This is a genomic window from Microbacterium aquilitoris, assembly GCF_031932285.1.
GTDB classification, from domain to species: domain Bacteria; phylum Actinomycetota; class Actinomycetes; order Actinomycetales; family Microbacteriaceae; genus Microbacterium; species Microbacterium aquilitoris.
The window spans coordinates 777,548-794,178 of sequence record NZ_JAUZVT010000002.1 but is presented as its reverse complement, the minus strand read 5'-3'; the positions used below and the strand labels follow the sequence as shown (position 1 = coordinate 794,178).

The window sequence follows — 16,631 nt, the reverse complement described above, 5'->3', positions numbered from 1 at the left end:
GGTTCAGCCGTCCAGCCGCGTCAGCCAGCCGTGCACGTCTTCGGCGCGACCGTACTGGATGTCGGTGAGGTGCTGACGGAGCTCGAGCGCGAGAGTGCCCGTGGGCTGGACATCCTCGAACCCGGACGCCTTCAGCGCTCCGATCGGGGTGACGACGGCGGCGGTTCCGCACGCGAACACCTCGACGATGTCACCCGAGGCGACGCCCTCGCGCCAATCGGTCAGCGAGACGGGACGGCGCTCGACGCGGTGCCCGCGGTCCTCCGCGAGCTGCAGGATCGAGTTGCGGGTGATGCCGGCGAGGATCGATTCGGACTCGGGCGTCACGAGCGTCCCGTCCTTCATGACGAACACGACGTTCATGCCGCCGAGTTCTTCGACGTTGCCGTCCTCGTCCAGGAACACGACCTGGTCGCAGCCTTTCTCGTAGGCCTCGGCCTGAGGCAGGAGGCTCGCGGCGTAGTTGCCGCCGGTCTTCGCCGCTCCCGTGCCGCCCTTGCCGGCACGCGCGTAGTCCTCGCTCAGCCAGATCTTGACGGGGGTGACACCGCCCTTGAAGTAGGCGCCCGCGGGGCTGGCGATCACGTAGTAGGCGACCTTCTCGGCCGGGCGGACCCCGAGGAAGGCCTCCTTGGCGAACATGAACGGACGCAGGTACAGGCTCTGGTCGTCACCGGACGGAACCCAGGCGCCGTCGACGGCGATCAGCTCGCGGAGCGACTGCAGGAAGTACTCGGCGGGGAGCTCGGGCAGAGCCATCCGTCGTGCCGACCGCTGCAGGCGCGCGGCGTTCTCGTCGGGCCGGAACGTGTGGATGGAGCCGTCCGCGTGGCGGTACGCCTTGATGCCCTCGAAGATCTCCTGGCCGTAATGCAGCACGGCGGCCGCCGGCGACAGCGAGATGGGTCCGTAGGGCGAGACGCGCGGGCGGTGCCAGCCGCCCTTCGACGACCAGCAGATGTCGACCATGTGGTCAGTGAAGTTCGTGCCGAACCCGGGGTTCGCGAGGATCTCCTCGCGGGCGGACGGCGACGCCGCAGCCAGGTTCTTCGTCACCGAGAAGGTGAGGGGGGCGGCGGTCGAGTCGGTGAGGGTCATGTCTTTCCTGTTCCTCGCGCGGTGTCTGCGCGACGCGCATCCCCTCAGATTACGCCCGGAGGCGTGCGGTGATGGCGTCGCCGACCTGCGCGGTCGTGCGGGCGGAGCCGTCCCTCGCCTCGATGTCCTCTCGGGCCGCGCGGGTGACGCGCTGGGCCTCGTCACTCAGCCCGAGGTGCTCGAGCAGGAGGGCGACGGAGAGGATCGCGGCGGTGGGATCGGCGATCTGTTGTCCGGCGATGTCGGGCGCGGAACCGTGCACGGGCTCGAACATCGACGGGAACGCGCCGTCGGGGTTGATGTTCCCCGAAGCGGCGAGGCCGATGCCTCCGGTGACGGCGCCGGCCAAGTCGGTCAGGATGTCGCCGAAGAGGTTGTCGGTGACGATCACGCCGAAGCGGCCCGGGTTCGTGACCAGGAAGATCGTCGCCGCGTCGACGTGCAGGTAGTCTACGGCGACGCCGGGATACTCCTGCGCGACCTCGTCGACGATCCGCTTCCACATCCCACCCGCGTGGACCAGCACGTTCGTCTTGTGGACGAGGGTGAGCTTCTGGCGACGCTTCTCGGCCTGCGCGAAGGCGAACCGGACGACCCGTTCGATGCCGAACGCCGTGTTGACCGACGTCTCGTTCGCGATCTCGTGCGGGGTCCCCGTGCGGATGGAACCGCCGTTGCCGACGTACGGCCCCTCGGTCCCCTCACGGACGACGACGAAGTCGATGTCTCCGGGATCAGCGAGCGGTCCGGACGCCCCCGGGTACAACACCGACGGGCGGAGGTTGACGTAGTGGTCCAGGGCGAATCGGAGCTTGAGGAGGAGGCCCCGCTCGATGTTCGCGTCCTTCAGGCGCGGGTCGCCCGGCATCCCGCCGACGGCCCCGAGGAGGATCGCGTCGTGCGACGCGATGGCAGCGAGGTCCTCGTCGGTGAGCGTGTCGCCCGTCTCGAGGTAGCGCGCGGCGCCCAGCGAGAATCGGGTCTTCTCGAAGGCGACATCGGCACCGTCCGTCACGGCGTCGAGGACCTTCTCGGCCTCTGCGACGACCTCCGGACCGATGCCGTCTCCGGGGATGACGGCCAGCTTCACGACGCGCGACATCGCTCTCCTCGTTGTCGGGGTGGACCGCGCGTCGTCAGTGCTCGACGTGCGCGGTGCGGGTCCCCTTCAGCGTAGTGGCCGCGATCACGGCGGCGCAGACGACCAGCACCGCCCCGATGATCGAGGTGACTCCGACGCCGGAATCGAAAGCGGATGCCGCGGCCTCGAGCACGCGCTCGCCGAGACCCGCCGGCAGCCCGTCGGCGGCGGTGACCGCTCCGCCCAGGGTCTCGCGCGCCGCTGCCGCCGTCTCAGCGGGCACCCCGTCGGGCAGCACGATCCCGGAACGGTACAGCGCGGTGAGGATGCCGCCCAGCACCGCCGTGCCGAGAACGGCCCCGAGCTCGTAGGCCGTCTCGGACACGGCACTCGCCGCGCCCGCCTTGGCCGGCGGAGCCGTCGCCAGGATCAGCTCGTTCGACACGGTCTCGGCCGCGCCGATACCGAGGCCGAGCAGCCCGAAGGCGGCGATGAGCGTGCCGAGGGCCGCGACATCCGTCGACATCGCGATGATGAGATACGCGGCGACAGACAGCGACAGCGCCACCGGCACGACGACGCGCGGCGATACCCGGCGCGAGATAGGGACGACCGTGAGCCCTGAGACGATCATCAACACGAGCCCGGGGACGAGCGCGAGGCCCGCCTGCAGCGGGCTCAGTCCGACGATGAGCTGCAGGTGCTGCGTCACGAAGTACAGGAACCCGACGAGGGCGACGACGCTCAAGAGGTTGACGAGGAGCGCGCCGGTGAACGCGCCCGTCCGGAACAGTCGCATGTCGAGCATCGGCGCGTCGGACCGGAGCTGACGACGCACGAAGATCAGCCCGAACGCCAGACCCGCGACCACGAGGACGACCGGCAGGATGCCCGGACCGTGAACGGCGAACTCCTTGATGGCGTAAACGATCGGCACCATGGTCGCCATGCTGAGGGCGATGCTGACGGGGTCGATGCGGCCCGGCTTCGGGTCACGACTCTCGGGGACCAGGATCGGCGCAAGGACGAGCAGCGGGATCAGGACAGGGACCGCGAGGAGGAACACCGACCCCCACGCGAAGTGCTCCAGCAGGAGTCCTCCGACGATGGGTCCGAGAGCGGAGCCCGCAGAGAACATCGACGCCCAGACCGCGATCGCGAGTCGGCGCTGGTCGCGGTCGGTGAAGATGCTCCGCAGCAGCGACATCGTCGACGGCATGAGCATGGCACCGAAGAACCCCATGGCGGCGCGGGCGGCGATCAGGAGCTCGGCCGACGGGGCGAAGGCAGCGACGGCGGAGATGCCCGCGAAGCCGGTCGCTCCGATCATGAGCAGCCGGCGGCGTCCGAATCGGTCCCCGAGGGATCCCATCGTGACGAGGAGCCCTGCCAGGACGAGCGGATAGACGTCGATGATCCAGAGCTGCTGCGCGCTCGTCGGAGTCAGGTCGCGTGCGATCTCGGGCAGCGCGAAGCTCAACACCGTGTTGTCCACCGACACCAGCAGCACGGGCAGCATGAGCACCGCCAGCGCAGCCCAGCCGCGCCACCCCTGTCGCACACCCGCCGCGTCGGCGACGCGGATCTCTTCCGTCAACGTCATGATTTATACACCGTCCAGCCGGTATAGTAACAGAGTCGACCGACGAGAGGGAAGAGACGTGAGCAGACCACCGCGGGCGCGAGAGAGCGTGCTGGACGCGTTCGAGGCCGCCTTGATCGACGGCGGTGCCCGCGGCGCGACGATGGATGCCGTCGCCGCAGCGGCGGGCGTCTCGAAGGGCGGTCTGCTCTACCACTACGCCTCGAAGGAAGCGCTCGAGTCGGCGCTCATCGAGCGGATGCGGCGCCTCGTCGACCTGGACGTCGAGGAGATGCTCCGCTCCCCCGACGGGATCGTGGCGGTGTTCGTCCGCACGTCCGTGCAGTCCGCCACCCCGCTCGACCGCGCGATCGTCGCCACGTCACGCCTGGCGCAGTCGGGCCACGACGCGGCATCCGTCGCCCTCCGTGACGCGCGACGCGTCTGGGAGGATGCGCTCCGTCCTCACACCCGCGACGAGAGCGCACTGCAGCTCGTCCTGCTCGTGAGCGACGGGCTCTACTTCAACAGCGCGCTCGCCACGCAGGGCGTCCCGGGACCCATCCCGCAGGGCGACGACCTCGACGCGCTCATCGCGCTCGTCGAGCGCGCGGCACGCTGACCCGCTCCCCTGTCACGAACGACCGCCGCACGCGGCGTGATGCGACAGGGGAACGAGGGATGCCGGTGCGTCAGACCTCGGTGAGCTCGATCTGGCGGAACAGGTCGGCCTGGACCGAAGCGCGGAGCTCGTCGAGCATCGGCTCGGGGATCGGCGAATCGACGGTCAGGACCGACAGTGCGCGGCCGCTCGCGTCGGGCCGCGCGACCTGGAGCCCCGCGATGTTGATGCCCGCTTCGCCGAGCTTCTGACCATAGATCGCGACGATGCCGGGCCGGTCGGCGTAGCGCATCACGACGTGGTACCGGTTGATCGGCACCTCGACCTCGTAGCCGTTGATGCCGACGACCTTCGGCACCATGCGCGTGCCCGCGAGGGTGCCCTCCACGGTGAGCACCGTGCCGTCGGACAGCGTGCCGCGGAGGATCGTGATGTTCCGGTATAGCGGGCTCTCGGACTCGACGATCAGTCGGGTCTCGATGCCGCGCTGCTCGGCGAACAGCGGCGCGTTCACGTAGGAGACGTTCTCGCTCACGATGTTCGTGAAGATGCCCTTCAGCGCCGCCAGGCGGTAGACGCTGACGTCGTAGTCGGCGAGCTCTCCGCGGACCTCGATGTCGAGGCTCGTGAGGGCGCTGGGCGCGAGCCCCGTGAAGATCTGACCCAGCTGCTCGACGAGCGCGATGCCGGGACGCACGAACGGGTCGATCACGCCGCCGGCGACGTTCACGGCGTCCGGGACCAGGTCGCCTTCGAGCGCGAGCTTGACGGACTTCGCGACCGAGACACCCGCCTTCTCCTGAGCCTCTTCGGTCGAGGCGCCCAGGTGGGGCGTGACGATGACGTTCGGCAGGGACAGCAGGGGGAACGCCGTGCCGTCCTCCTTCGGCGGCTCGCTCGTGAAGACATCGAGTCCTGCGCCGGCGATCTGGCCGGTGCTGAGCGCCGTGTGCAGCGCCTCTTCGTCGATGAGACCACCGCGGGCGACGTTCACGACGTACGCCGTGTCCTTCATCATCTCGAACTGCGCGGCGCCGATCATGCCGGTCGTCTCGGGGGTCTTCGGCATGTGGATCGTGACGAAGTCGCTGGTCTTCAGCAGCTCGTCGAGCCCGAGGAGCTGCACGCCCAGCTGCTGCGCGCGGGTCGGCGTGACGTAGGGGTCGTACGCGACGACCGAGACGCCGAACGCCTGCAGTCGAGAGGCGATGAGGGCGCCGATGCGGCCGAGGCCGATGATGCCGACCGTCTTCTCGAACAGCTCGGTGCCCGTGAAGGAGGAGCGCTTCCACGCGCCGGCCGCGAGCGAGGCGTGGGCCGCCGGGATGTGGCGCGCGAGGCTCAGGATGTGACCGACGGTGAGTTCGGCCGCGGAGATGATGTTCGACGTCGGGGCGTTGACCACCATGACGCCCGCGCTCGTGGCGGACTTGATGTCGACGTTGTCGAGACCGACGCCGGCACGGGCGATGACCTTGAGCGACGGAGCCGCGGCGATCGCCTCGGCATCCATCTTCGTTGCGGAACGGATGAGGACGGCGTCCGCATCGGCGAGGGCCGGGAGGAGGGCGGCACGGTCGGCACCGTCCACGGATCGGACGTCGAAATCGGGGCCCAGGGCCTCGATCGTGGCGGGAGAGAGTTCTTCGGCGATCAGGACGACAGGCTTGGGCACGGCAGACCTTCGGGTACGCGAGTGTGGATCGCCACGCGGCCGGCCGGGCTGGGACCGACGACGGTACGCGGCACGGCCAGCCTAGCGAATCCGACCGCACGGCCCCGACCGTGTGACGGACCTCAGGAGCCGAACAGCGAGTTGCCGTTCGTGATCGCGAACGTGAGGACGTTGAGCCAGAAGACGCCGACCAGCCCGAGCCCCACGAGCAGGATCGCGGCGAGGTGCAGCAGCGGGCGCCGACGGCCGAGGACCACCCCCGCGACGAAGACGATGATCGGGAAGACGACCGGGAAGAGGAGGAAGGCCCAGCCGGCGCCGGTGAGGCCCTCGACCGCGGTGGCCTGCGCGACGAGGAAGGCCACAGCGGTCCACACGGCGTAGGCGTAGAAGAGCCCGAACACGCCGGCGACCGTGGCCCGCAGCGCCGACGGTGAGCGGCGAACGGTGGGGGAAGACGTCGTCACGGGGTCACACTCCGCTCACGAAGGGCCAGGGCACGAGCAGGAACGCACCGACGATGAGCCACACGAAGCGCACCCACGTCGCCGAGGCGCGCGTGAGGAGCATCGACACCCCGAACCAGAGGACGGGAGCCGCGACCGCCGCCCATTGCGCCGGGACGACAGCCCAGGGCGCGAGGAACGCGGAGATCACGAGCGCCGTACGAGCGCCACCCAGCGCCCAGCCGACGGTGTACAGCAGGTAGATCCCGCCGAGGAGACCGAGCGTGACGAGCGCGACGTTCCCGAGGGATGCCGGTGGTCCCGCCTCGGCGCGGTCCTCCCCCGACCCCTTCTCCCCTGCCGGAGGCACAGGATCCTGCTCGGCCGCCGGAGCCGCCGGCTGCGGCGCACTCCCCCTCCCGACCGCGCGGAAGCCGGGCGGCAGGGACGTCTCGCTCCGCTCGGGGCGGGGTGGACGGGTCGGCGAATCGTCGCCCTCCCAGCGGAAGGCGTCCTCGTCGTCTCGGGGCTCGGAAGGCACGGATCGAGTCTACCGACGCCGAAGGCCCGACCCCTTGTAAGGGCCGGGCCTCCGTGGCTCATATCAAGCCGGTCTCGGCGGATGCGCCGAGGGCGGGATGCCGAGGGTCAGCGCGCGGCGGAGCCTTCGGTGTAGTCCGAGTCCTGCTGCTTCCACGCGAAGAGGGCGCGCAGGTCCTTGCCGACGGCCTCGATCGGGTGTGCGGCGGCCTTGGCACGGAGCTCTTGGAACTCCACGGCGCCGTTGTCCTGGTCGTCGATGAAGCGCTTGGCGAAGGCACCCGACTGGATGTCGCCGAGGACGGCCTTCATGTTCTCCTTGACGCTCGGGTCGATGACGCGCGGGCCAGAGACGTAGTCGCCGTACTCCGCCGTGTCGGAGACCGACCAACGCTGCTTGGCGATGCCGCCCTCCCACATGAGGTCGACGATGAGCTTCAGCTCGTGGAGCACCTCGAAGTAGGCGATCTCGGGCTGGTAGCCCGCTTCGGAGAGAGTCTCGAAGCCGTACTGGACCAGCTGCGACACGCCACCGCAGAGGACGGCCTGCTCGCCGAACAGGTCGGTCTCGGTCTCTTCGGTGAAGGTCGTCTTGATGACGCCCGCACGGGTTCCGCCGATGGCCTTCGCGTACGAGAGGGCGACGCTCCAGGCCTGGCCCGAGGCATCCTTCTCGACGGCGATGATGTCGGGGATGCCGCGGCCCGCGACGAACTCGCGGCGCACCGTGTGGCCGGGGGCCTTCGGGGCGACGAGGATGACGTCGACGTCGTCGGGGACCTCGATGTAGCCGAAGCGCACGTTGAAGCCGTGCGCGAAGGCGAGCGTCTTGCCGGCCGCGAGGTGAGGCTTGATCTCGTCGTTGAAGATGCCGCGCTGGTGCTGGTCGGGCGCGAGGATCATGATGAGGTCGGCCCACTCGGCGGCATCCGCGACGGACTTCACCTCGAAGCCGTCCTCTTCGGCCTTCGGAGCGGACTTCGAGCCGTCCTTGAGGGCGATGACGACCTCGACGCCGGAGTCGCGGAGGTTCTGGGCGTGGGCGTGGCCCTGCGAGCCGTACCCGACGATGGCGACCTTCTTGCCCTGGATGAGCGAGATGTCGGCGTCGGCGTCGTAGAGGATCTCAGCCATGTTCGTGTGTGTCTCCTTGTAGATGTCGGTAGAGAAGTTGTGGGGTCAGCCGCGCAGGACGCGCTCGGTGATGCTCTTGCCGCCGCGGCCGATGGCGACCATGCCGGACTGCGCGAGCTCCTTCACACCAAAGGGCTCGAGCGCCCTGAGGAAGGCGTCGACCTTGCCGCGATCGCCGGTGACCTCGACCACGAGGGCGTCGGTCGCATAGTCGACGACGGACGCGCGGAAGAGGTTGACGACCTCGATGACGTTCGAGCGCGTCTGGTTGTCGGCGCGGACCTTGACGAGCATGTGCTCGCGCTGGACCGAGGTCGAGTAGTCGAGCTCGACGATCTTGATGACGTTCACGAGCTTGTTCAGCTGCTTCGTCACCTGCTCGAGCGGCAGCTCCTCGACGTCGACGACGACCGTGATGCGGGAGAGCCCCGGCACCTCGGTGACGCCCACGGCGAGCGAGTCGATGTTGAAGCCACGGCGGGCGAACAGGCCCGCCACGCGCGTCAGCAGACCGGGCTTGTCCTCCACGAGGAGGCTCAGGACGTGCTTGCTCATCGTCAGTCCCCCTGCTCGAATGCCGGCGCGTGTTCGCGCGCGTACTGGATGTAGCTGTTGCTGACGCCCTGCGGCACCATCGGCCACACCATCGCGTCGGCGCTCACGACGAAGTCGATGACGACGGGACGGTCGTTGGTCTCCAGCGCCAGCTGGATGGCGGCATCCACGTCCTCGGCCTTCTCGACCCGGATGCCGAGGCAGCCGTACGCCTCGGCGAGCTTCACGAAGTCCGGGATGCGGATGCTGTCGTGACCCGTGTTGAGGTCGGTGTTCGAGTGGCGCCCGTCGTAGAAGAGCGTCTGCCACTGGCGCACCATGCCGAGGGACGAGTTGTTGATGATCGCGACCTTGATCGGGATGTTGTTGATCGCGCAGGTGGCGAGTTCCTGATTGGTCATCTGGAAGCAGCCGTCGCCGTCGATCGCCCACACCGCACGGTCGGGCTGGGCGACCTTCGCACCCATCGCGGCGGGGACGGCGTAGCCCATCGTCCCGGCGCCGCCGGAGTTCAGCCACGCGTTGGGCCGCTCGTAGCCGATGAACTGCGCGGCCCACATCTGGTGCTGACCGACACCCGAGGCGAACACGCCCTCGGGTCCGGTGATCTCGCCGATGCGCTGGATCACGTGCTGCGGCGACATCAGACCGTCCGTCGTCGGCGCGTAGCCGAGCGGGAACTCGGTCCGGAGGCCGTCGAGGTACGACCACCACTCCGAGATGTCCGACCCCTCGACTCCGGCGAACGCGGCATCGAGGTCGACGAGGACGTCCTTCAGGTCGCCCACGATCGGAACGTCTGCGGCGCGGATCTTGCCGATCTCGGCGGGGTCGATGTCGACGTGGATCACCTTGGCGTCGGGGGCGAACAGCGCCGCCTTGCCGGTGACGCGGTCGTCGAACCGTGCGCCGAGTGCGATGAGCAGGTCGGATTCCTGGAGCGCGAGGACGGCCGGAACCGTGCCGTGCATGCCCGGCATGCCGAGCTGCTGCGGGTGGGAGTCGGGGAACGCTCCCCGTGCCATGAGGGTCGTGACGACAGGGGCTCCGGTGGCCTCCGCGAAACGGCGGAGCTCAGCGGCAGCTCCCGCGCGGACCACGCCGCCGCCGACGTACAGGACGGGCTTCTTGGCCTCGGAGATGAGCTGCGCCGCCGCCTGGATCTGCTTGCCATGGGCCTTCGTCACCGGTCGGTACCCGGGGAGGTCGACCTTCGGCGGCCAGATGAACGGCGCCTTGGCCTGCTGCGCGTCCTTCGTGATGTCGACGAGGACGGGGCCCGGGCGACCGGTTGAGGCGATCTCGAACGCCGCGGCGATCGCGCCGGGGATCTCGGCGGGGTCCTTCACCAGGAACGAGTGCTTCGTGATCGGCATGGTGATGCCCACGATGTCGGCCTCCTGGAAGGCATCCGTCCCCATCAGGGTCGAGTACACCTGCCCGGTGATGCAGACGATCGGCATCGAGTCCATGTAGGCGTCCGCGATCGCGGTGACGAGGTTGGTCGCGCCCGGACCGGAGGTCGCAATCGCCACGCCGACACGACCGGATGCCGCCGCGTACCCCTCGGCGGCGTGACCGGCGCCCTGCTCGTGACGGACCAGGATGTGGCGGAGGTCCGTGGAGTCCATCAGGGGGTCGTAGACCTCGATGATGGCTCCACCCGGGAGGCCGAAGACGTCGGTGACGCCCAGGAGCTCCAGTGAGCGGACGACGGCCTGCGCTCCGGTGAGCACGGGGTGGGACGCGCCTCCGGCGGGTGGCCGGGGCACAGCGGCAACGGTGTCAGAAGACATGAGAGAGACCTCTGTGGTGATGGATGACGAGTGTGTGGGGCCTAGCCCGTCGTCGCGCCCTCCGCAGCGGAGCGCACGAGCTTCGAGTACTTGGCCAACACGCCACGGGTATAGCGCGGGGGAAGGGGCTCCCAGCCCTCACGGCGGGAGTTCAGCTCAGCTTCGTCGACGAGTAGGTCGAGAGAACGAGCCGCGATATCGACCCGTATCAGATCACCATCGCGCACGAAGGCGATGGGACCAGCGTCCACCGCTTCGGGTGCTATGTGGCCGATGCACAGGCCGGTTGTGCCGCCTGAGAATCGTCCGTCCGTCAACAGTAGTACATCTTTTCCGAGGCCAGCGCCCTTGATGGCGGCGGTCACCGCGAGCATCTCGCGCATGCCCGGACCGCCCTTGGGCCCCTCGTATCGGATGACGACGACGTCGCCGGCGGCGATGCGTCCCTCCTCGAGGGCGTCCATCGCGGCGCGCTCGCGTTCGAACACCCGGGCGGGTCCCTCGAAGACGGCGGCATCGAACCCCGCGGTCTTCACAACGGCACCTTCGGGCGCCATCGAGCCGTGCAGGATCGTGATGCCGCCGGTCGCGTGGATCGGGTCGTCGAAGGTGTGGATGACGGTGCCGTCGATCGGGTCCGGGTCGAGGTCGCGCAGGTTCTCGGCGAGCGTCTTGCCCGTGACGGTGAGCGCATCGCCGTGCAGGAGGCCCTCGTCGAGCATGGCCTTCATGATGACCGGGATGCCGCCGTGCCGGTCGACGTCGTTCATGACGTAGGTGCCGAAGGGCTTCATGTCGGCCACGTGCGGGACCTTGTCGCCGATGCGGTTGAAGTCGTGGAGCGTCAGGTCGACCTCGGCCTCGCGGGCGATGGCGAGCAGGTGCAGGACGACGTTCGTCGAACCGCCGAGGGCCATCGCGAGCGCGATCGCGTTCTCGAACGACTCCTTCGTGAGGATGTCGCGGGTCGTGATGCCCTGGCGGAGGAGATTGACGACGGCCTCACCGGAGCGGTGGGCGAAGTAGTCGCGGCGGCGGTCGGCGGAGGGCGGCGCCGCGGAACCGGGAAGGCTGAGCCCCAGAGCCTCGGCGACAGATGCCATCGTGTTGGCGGTGTACATGCCGCCGCACGCGCCCTCACCAGGGGCGATCGCGCACTCGATGCGCTTGAGGTCGGCCTCGCTCATCTTGCCGGCCAGGCACGCCCCGACCGCCTCGAACGAGTCGATAATCGTGACGTCCTTCTCGGTGCCGTCGCTGAGCTTGACCCAGCCCGGCGCGATCGAGCCCGCGTAGAGGAACACGCTCGAGAGGTCGAGGCGGGCGGAGGCCATGAGCATGCCGGGGATCGACTTGTCGCAGCCGGCGAGCAGGACGGAGCCATCGAGGCGCTCGGCCATCATGACCGTCTCGACCGAGTCGGCGATGACCTCACGGCTCACAAGGGAGAAGTGCATGCCCTCGTGGCCCATGGAGATGCCGTCCGAGACCGAGATGGTGCCGAACTGGAGGGGGTAACCGCCTCCGGCGTGCACGCCTTCTTTGGCTCCCTGCGCGAGCCGGTCGAGGCTCAGGTTGCAGGGCGTGATCTCGTTCCAGCTCGAGGCGATGCCGATCTGGGGCTTGTCCCAGTCCTCGTCGCCCATGCCGACCGCGCGGAGCATTCCGCGGGACGTCGTGGCTTCGATGCCGTCGGTGACCGCGCGACTGCGGGGCTTGATGTCGATGTTCTCGTCGGGAGAGGGCATCCTCGAAGTCTATTGCCGCGAAGCGACGCGCTCGTGTGCGACAGTCGACAGCACTGCGGCGAGTTCTTCGATGTCTGCCACACGGACGGATGCCGCGGTCTCCCCCGCACCGACACGGATGCCGAGATCGTCGGGTCCGAGCGAGCGGAGGGCGTCCTCATCGGTCAGGTCGTCCCCGGCGAAGACGACGGCGGTCGCGCCGACGACCTCGCGGAGGTGGGCGACGGCGGCATCCTTCCCGGCGTCGGTGAACGCGTATTCGACGATGTCGTGGCCCTGACGCCGGCGCCAGTGTGGGGCGGCATCCGCCATCAGCGCATCGACGGATGCCCGGAGCCGCTCCGCAGCGGTCGCGTCGGTCACGGTCCGCAGGTGCACCCCGAAGCCGAACGTCTTGGGCTCGATCCAGGAGCCGGGGGCTCCCTCGGCCAGCTTCTCGACGTCAGCTCGCAGCCGGTCCCGCACCTCGACGTCGGCGGGGTCCAGGGCCTCGTCCACGGGCGCGCCGGGGATGAGGTACTCGGCACCGTGCGAGCCGGCCAGCAGAATCGGCGAGTCGTCGGAGTGCTCGGCGATGATCCGCAGGTCGCCGAGCGACCGGCCCGATACGAACGCCACGGCGGTGTCGGGCGCCGCGAGCAGTGCCTCGACGGCGGAGCGGGCCGCCGGAGCCATCCGCGCGCTCATCGGGTCGTCGACGAGCGGCGACAGGGTTCCGTCGAAGTCCAGCGCGACCAGCAGCCGATGGGTACGCACGATGTCGGTGAGATCGGTCACGGGTGTTCCTTCCGGGCGGCGTTCAGATCCGAGATGAACCTCTCCGACCATTTCGCGACGTCGTTCTCACGGACCCGACGGCGAAGAGCCCGCATCCGGCGGTCCTTCTCCTTCTGCGGCATGTCGATCGCCTGCATGATGGCGTCCTTCAGTCCGGTGATGTCGTGCGGATTCACCTTGATGGCCTGCGTGAGCTCGTCGGCCGCCCCGGTGAACTCGCTGAGCACCAGCGCCCCGCCGCCGTCGACGCGACTCGCGACGTATTCCTTGGCGACAAGGTTCATGCCGTCGCGGAGAGCCGTGACCAGCATGACGTCCGCCGCGAGGAAGAGCGCGACCATCTCCTCGCGCGGGTACGAGTGGTGGAGGTATTGGATCGCGCTGTAGCCGAGTTCATCGGCATCGCCGTTGATGCGCCCGACGGTGAGCTCGATCTCGTCGCGGAGCTCCATGTAGGTCTGCACGCGCTCGCGGCTGGGACTCGCGACCTGGACGAGGATGACGTCGTGCACCGACAGGCGGCCGTCCGCCAGCAGTTCGCCGTACGCCTTCAGCCGGTGTCGGATGCCCTTCGTGTAGTCGAGCCGGTCGACGCCCAGCAGGATCGCCTTCGGGTTGCCGAGACTCGAGCGGATCTCCTCAGCCCGAGCCCGGATGTCGGGACGCTTCGCGAGCTCCTCGTACTCGGCCGCGTCGATCGAGATCGGATAGGCGCGGGCGACGGCGGTCCTGACGCCCCCGTCTTCCGTCGGGACGGCGATCGCGCCGGCCTTGGTGTCGAACCCCAATTGGCGGCGCACGGCACGAGCGAAGTTCCCGGCATCCGCCACCCGCTGGAAGCCGATGACGTCCGCACCGAGCAGGCCCTCGAGGACTTGGCGTCGCCACGGCAGCTGCGCGTACAGGCCGTATGCGGGGAACGGAATGTGGTGGAAGTAGCCGATGGTCAGGTCGGGACGGAGCTCGCGGAGGAGCTTCGGGACGAGTTGCAACTGGTAGTCGTGGACCCAGACCGTCGCGCCCTCGGCGGCGTGGGTCGACGCGGCCTCCGCGAATCGCTTGTTGACCCTGACGTAGGCGTCCCACCACGTGCGGTGATACGTCGGCGCCGCGATGACGTCGTGGTAGAGCGGCCAGATCGTGTCGTTCGAGAAGCCCTCGTAGTAGAGCTGCATGTCGTCGGCCGACAGCGTGACGGGGACGAGCTGGAGGCCGTCGAACTCGAACGGCTCGAGCTCCATGTCCGCTTGTCCCGGCCAGCCGACCCAGGCACCGTGGGTGCTCCGCATCACGGGATCGAGCGCCGTCACGAGGCCGCCGGGCGAGCGCCGCCAGGGTTCGTTCTCGTCGTCCGTCCGGTCGACCGGAAGGCGGTTGGACACGACGACGAAGTCAGAAGCCACGGTCACGGTGTTCCTCTCGATGGATGACTTCAGGCTAACAACCGCCACGGCATGCGTCGGGCGCACTAGCGTGGGTGGTATGCGCAAATACCTGTTCGGAACCGGTCTTCTCTCGGCCCTCACAGGAGGCGTCACTCTCTTGCGCTCCGCGCGCAGCCCCGAGCCGTTCACCTGGCGCACCGCGCTCGCCTGGCTCAGCTGGGGCATCACCCTCGCTCTCGCGGTCGGATCGGTCGTCGACACCCGTCGCGCGTCGCGCGGCAAGCTCATCCCGATGGACTCGCCGCGCGACGGCGAGAAGAAGAAGCTGCTGAAGCGCCGCCTCTCGCGCTGATCTTCCGTTAGCGGGTCAGGATGAGCGCCTCGCCCTGACCGCCACCGCCGCACAGGCCCACCGCGGCCGTGCCACTCCCCCGTCGCTGGAGCTCACGCACGGCGTGGACGACGAGGCGCGCACCGGACGCTCCGATCGGATGCCCGATGGCGATCCCGCCACCGTGGACGTTGACGATCGACTCGTCGATGCCGAGTTCCCGCTGGGATTGGGCGACGACGGCGCCGAACGCCTCGTTTATCTCGACCAGGTCCAGAGCGGATGCCGCGATGCCCTGACGACCGAGGGCCTGCGCGATCGCGCGCGCGGGCTGGGAGTGCAGGGAGTTGTCGGGTCCAGCCACCTGACCCGCCGCACCGACCGTCGCGAGGATCGCCCACCCCTCCGCTTCGGCGCGGGACCGCGTGGTCACGACGACCGCGGCGGCGCCGTCGGAGATCGGCGAGGCGTTGCCTGCCGTGATGTCGCCGTCGGTGGAGAACGCGGGGCGCAGCCGGGCCAGGGTCTCGACGGTGGTGTCCGGGCGGACGCCTTCATCCGCGACCACGCGGACCGGGTCGCCTCGCCGCTGCGGCACCTCGACGGGGACGATCTCGTCGTCGAAGACACCCTGCTCGGCTGCGGCGGCGGCACGCTGGTGGGACAGCGCGGCGACGTGGTCCTGCGCCTCGCGCGTGAGCCCGAGCGCGGGGTTGTGCTGCTCGGTCGACAGACCCATCGAGATCCCGTCCGCGGCGTCGGTGAGACCGTCGAACGCCATGTGGTCGAGCACCTCGACCGAGCCGTACGTCCAGCCGTCGCGTGAGCCGGTGAGGAGGTGGGGCGCGCGCGACATCGACTCCATCCCGCCGGCGACGACGACCGCGGCATCCCCGGAAGCGACCAGCCGCTTCGCATCGATGATGGCGGTGAGTCCCGACAGGCAGACCTTGTTGACAGCGGATGCCGGGACGTCCCACCCGATGCCGGCGCCGAGAGCCGCCTGCCTCGCCGGATTCTGGCCCGACCCGGCCGGGAGCACCTGGCCCATGATCACGGCGTCGACCGCGGTGGGATCCACTCCGCTGCGCTCCAGCGCACCGCGGATCGCGATGGCCCCCAGCTGCGGGGCGGACAGGGACGACAGGGCGCCCATGAGCTTGCCCTGCGGCGTCCGGGCGGCACCGACGATCACGATCTCTTCACTCATGACTCCACCTTCGCATCGCTCGGGACGATCAGTTCGGGCTCCGTCGCCTCGCGGACCTCGGACACCCTCACTCCGGGCGCCGTCTCGACGAGAACGAGCCCGCGCGGCGTGACGTCGATGACAGCGAGGTCGGTGATGATGCGATCGACCACCCCGCGGCCCGTGAGGGGAAGCGAGCACTCGGCGACGATCTTCGGCGACCCGTCGCGAGCGACGTGCTCCATCAGGACGATGACGCTTCCGGCACCGTGGACGAGGTCCATGGCCCCGCCGGGCCCCTTGACCATCTTCCCCGGGATCATCCAGTTCGCCAGGTCTCCGGCGGCGGACACCTGCATCGCACCGAGGATGGCGGCGTCGATCTTGCCGCCCCGGATCATGCCGAAGCTGAGCGCGGAGTCGAAGAAGGCCGCTCCCGGAAGGGTCGTCACCGTCTCCTTGCCCGCATTGATCAGGTCGGGGTCGACGTCGGCCTCCCGCGGGTACGGACCGACGCCGAGGATCCCGTTCTCGGATTGGAGGACGACGGTGACGCCTTCCGGGACGTGGTTGGGCACGAGGGTGGGCAACCCGATGCCGAGGTTCACATAGGAGCCGTCGCTGAGCTCCGCGGCAGCACGGGCCGCCATCTCATTCCTGGTCAGCGCCATG

The 16,631-nt window shown here is 69.2% G+C and carries 16 protein-coding genes; 2 read left to right on the top strand and 14 right to left on the bottom strand.

The features are described from left to right. Nucleotides 1-3 precede the first annotated feature (3 nt). From Q9S78_RS10620 to Q9S78_RS10610, 3 genes are read right to left on the bottom strand one after another with little or no spacing between them, the layout of a single operon-like run. Entirely contained in the window at nucleotides 4-1,098 is a 1,095-nt protein-coding gene (locus tag Q9S78_RS10620; protein WP_020097180.1) for a branched-chain amino acid aminotransferase, read from the bottom strand. A 49-nt stretch (nucleotides 1,099-1,147) separates the two neighbouring features. Next, a complete protein-coding gene (locus Q9S78_RS10615; RefSeq protein ID WP_311870192.1) occupies nucleotides 1,148-2,200 on the bottom strand; it encodes a 3-isopropylmalate dehydrogenase in 1,053 nt (350 codons plus the stop codon). Between the two features lie 34 nt (nucleotides 2,201-2,234). Then, on the bottom strand, nucleotides 2,235-3,782 hold the full coding sequence (locus Q9S78_RS10610) for an MFS transporter (protein WP_311870191.1): 1,548 nt from the start codon (nucleotides 3,780-3,782) through the stop codon (nucleotides 2,235-2,237). A gap of 58 nt (nucleotides 3,783-3,840) precedes the next feature. Here Q9S78_RS10610 and Q9S78_RS10605 point away from each other — a divergent pair, with 58 nt between their 5' ends. Continuing rightward, entirely contained in the window at nucleotides 3,841-4,383 is a 543-nt protein-coding gene (locus Q9S78_RS10605; protein ID WP_311870190.1) for a TetR/AcrR family transcriptional regulator, read from the top strand. Between the two features lie 70 nt (nucleotides 4,384-4,453). Here Q9S78_RS10605 and serA read toward each other — a convergent pair whose 3' ends face one another. From serA to Q9S78_RS10560, 9 genes are all read right to left on the bottom strand, one after another. Next, nucleotides 4,454-6,058 carry a phosphoglycerate dehydrogenase gene (serA, locus tag Q9S78_RS10600; RefSeq protein WP_311870189.1) on the bottom strand — a complete coding sequence of 535 codons (1,605 nt, stop codon included), beginning with the start codon at nucleotides 6,056-6,058 and terminating at the stop codon, nucleotides 4,454-4,456. A 122-nt stretch (nucleotides 6,059-6,180) separates the two neighbouring features. Continuing rightward, nucleotides 6,181-6,525 (bottom strand): hypothetical protein, encoded by a 345-nt coding sequence (locus Q9S78_RS10595; RefSeq protein WP_311870188.1) that lies wholly within the window; start codon nucleotides 6,523-6,525, stop codon nucleotides 6,181-6,183. A gap of 4 nt (nucleotides 6,526-6,529) precedes the next feature. Continuing rightward, nucleotides 6,530-7,045: a hypothetical protein gene (locus Q9S78_RS10590; protein ID WP_028497385.1), complete on the bottom strand. Its 516-nt coding sequence runs from the start codon at nucleotides 7,043-7,045 to the stop codon at nucleotides 6,530-6,532. 107 nt (nucleotides 7,046-7,152) lie between these two features. Then, entirely contained in the window at nucleotides 7,153-8,178 is a 1,026-nt protein-coding gene (gene ilvC, locus Q9S78_RS10585) for a ketol-acid reductoisomerase (protein WP_020097175.1), read from the bottom strand. Between the two features lie 45 nt (nucleotides 8,179-8,223). Then, nucleotides 8,224-8,733 (bottom strand): acetolactate synthase small subunit, encoded by a 510-nt coding sequence (ilvN, locus tag Q9S78_RS10580; RefSeq protein ID WP_018188098.1) that lies wholly within the window; start codon nucleotides 8,731-8,733, stop codon nucleotides 8,224-8,226. Nucleotides 8,734-8,735: 2 nt separating this feature from the next. Beyond that, on the bottom strand, nucleotides 8,736-10,529 hold the full coding sequence (locus Q9S78_RS10575; protein ID WP_026302972.1) for an acetolactate synthase large subunit: 1,794 nt from the start codon (nucleotides 10,527-10,529) through the stop codon (nucleotides 8,736-8,738). A 41-nt stretch (nucleotides 10,530-10,570) separates the two neighbouring features. Continuing rightward, nucleotides 10,571-12,277 (bottom strand): dihydroxy-acid dehydratase, encoded by a 1,707-nt coding sequence (ilvD, locus tag Q9S78_RS10570; protein ID WP_018188100.1) that lies wholly within the window; start codon nucleotides 12,275-12,277, stop codon nucleotides 10,571-10,573. Between the two features lie 9 nt (nucleotides 12,278-12,286). Continuing rightward, a complete protein-coding gene (gene otsB, locus Q9S78_RS10565; protein ID WP_311870187.1) occupies nucleotides 12,287-13,054 on the bottom strand; it encodes a trehalose-phosphatase in 768 nt (255 codons plus the stop codon). Beyond that, entirely contained in the window at nucleotides 13,051-14,463 is a 1,413-nt protein-coding gene (locus tag Q9S78_RS10560; RefSeq protein WP_311856885.1) for an alpha,alpha-trehalose-phosphate synthase (UDP-forming), read from the bottom strand. The genes otsB and Q9S78_RS10560 overlap by 4 nt, the downstream gene beginning before the upstream one ends. 73 nt (nucleotides 14,464-14,536) lie before the next feature. On the opposite strand from Q9S78_RS10560, the gene Q9S78_RS10555 reads away from it, so the two are divergent. Then, the gene (locus Q9S78_RS10555) at nucleotides 14,537-14,791 is read left to right on the top strand and encodes a hypothetical protein (RefSeq protein ID WP_018188103.1); all 255 of its coding nucleotides are present in this window, start codon (nucleotides 14,537-14,539) and stop codon (nucleotides 14,789-14,791) included. A 7-nt stretch (nucleotides 14,792-14,798) separates the two neighbouring features. Here the strand turns inward: Q9S78_RS10555 and Q9S78_RS10550 are convergent, their stop codons facing one another. Together Q9S78_RS10550 and Q9S78_RS10545 are read right to left on the bottom strand one after the other, a co-directional pair. After that, on the bottom strand, nucleotides 14,799-15,980 hold the full coding sequence (locus Q9S78_RS10550) for an acetyl-CoA C-acetyltransferase (RefSeq protein WP_311870186.1): 1,182 nt from the start codon (nucleotides 15,978-15,980) through the stop codon (nucleotides 14,799-14,801). Further along, nucleotides 15,977-16,630: a CoA transferase subunit B gene (locus Q9S78_RS10545; protein WP_311870185.1), complete on the bottom strand. Its 654-nt coding sequence runs from the start codon at nucleotides 16,628-16,630 to the stop codon at nucleotides 15,977-15,979. The genes Q9S78_RS10550 and Q9S78_RS10545 overlap by 4 nt, the downstream gene beginning before the upstream one ends. Nucleotide 16,631: the final 1 nt, after the last annotated feature.

Excerpts from the sequence above, each read along its gene's own strand:
- Q9S78_RS10620 (WP_020097180.1), bottom strand. The coding sequence starts at position 1,098 with ATGACCCTCACCGACTCGACCGCCGCCCCCCTCACCTTCTCGGTGACG.
- Q9S78_RS10615 (WP_311870192.1), bottom strand. The coding sequence starts at position 2,200 with ATGTCGCGCGTCGTGAAGCTGGCCGTCATCCCCGGAGACGGCATCGGT.
- Q9S78_RS10610 (WP_311870191.1), bottom strand. The coding sequence starts at position 3,782 with ATGACGTTGACGGAAGAGATCCGCGTCGCCGACGCGGCGGGTGTGCGA.
- ilvC (WP_020097175.1), bottom strand. The coding sequence starts at position 8,178 with ATGGCTGAGATCCTCTACGACGCCGACGCCGACATCTCGCTCATCCAG.
- ilvN (WP_018188098.1), bottom strand. The coding sequence starts at position 8,733 with ATGAGCAAGCACGTCCTGAGCCTCCTCGTGGAGGACAAGCCCGGTCTG.
- Q9S78_RS10575 (WP_026302972.1), bottom strand. The coding sequence starts at position 10,529 with ATGTCTTCTGACACCGTTGCCGCTGTGCCCCGGCCACCCGCCGGAGGC.
- ilvD (WP_018188100.1), bottom strand. The coding sequence starts at position 12,277 with ATGCCCTCTCCCGACGAGAACATCGACATCAAGCCCCGCAGTCGCGCG.
- Q9S78_RS10555 (WP_018188103.1), top strand. The coding sequence starts at position 14,537 with ATGCGCAAATACCTGTTCGGAACCGGTCTTCTCTCGGCCCTCACAGGA.
- Q9S78_RS10550 (WP_311870186.1), bottom strand. The coding sequence starts at position 15,980 with ATGAGTGAAGAGATCGTGATCGTCGGTGCCGCCCGGACGCCGCAGGGC.
- Q9S78_RS10545 (WP_311870185.1), bottom strand. The coding sequence starts at position 16,630 with ATGGCGCTGACCAGGAATGAGATGGCGGCCCGTGCTGCCGCGGAGCTC.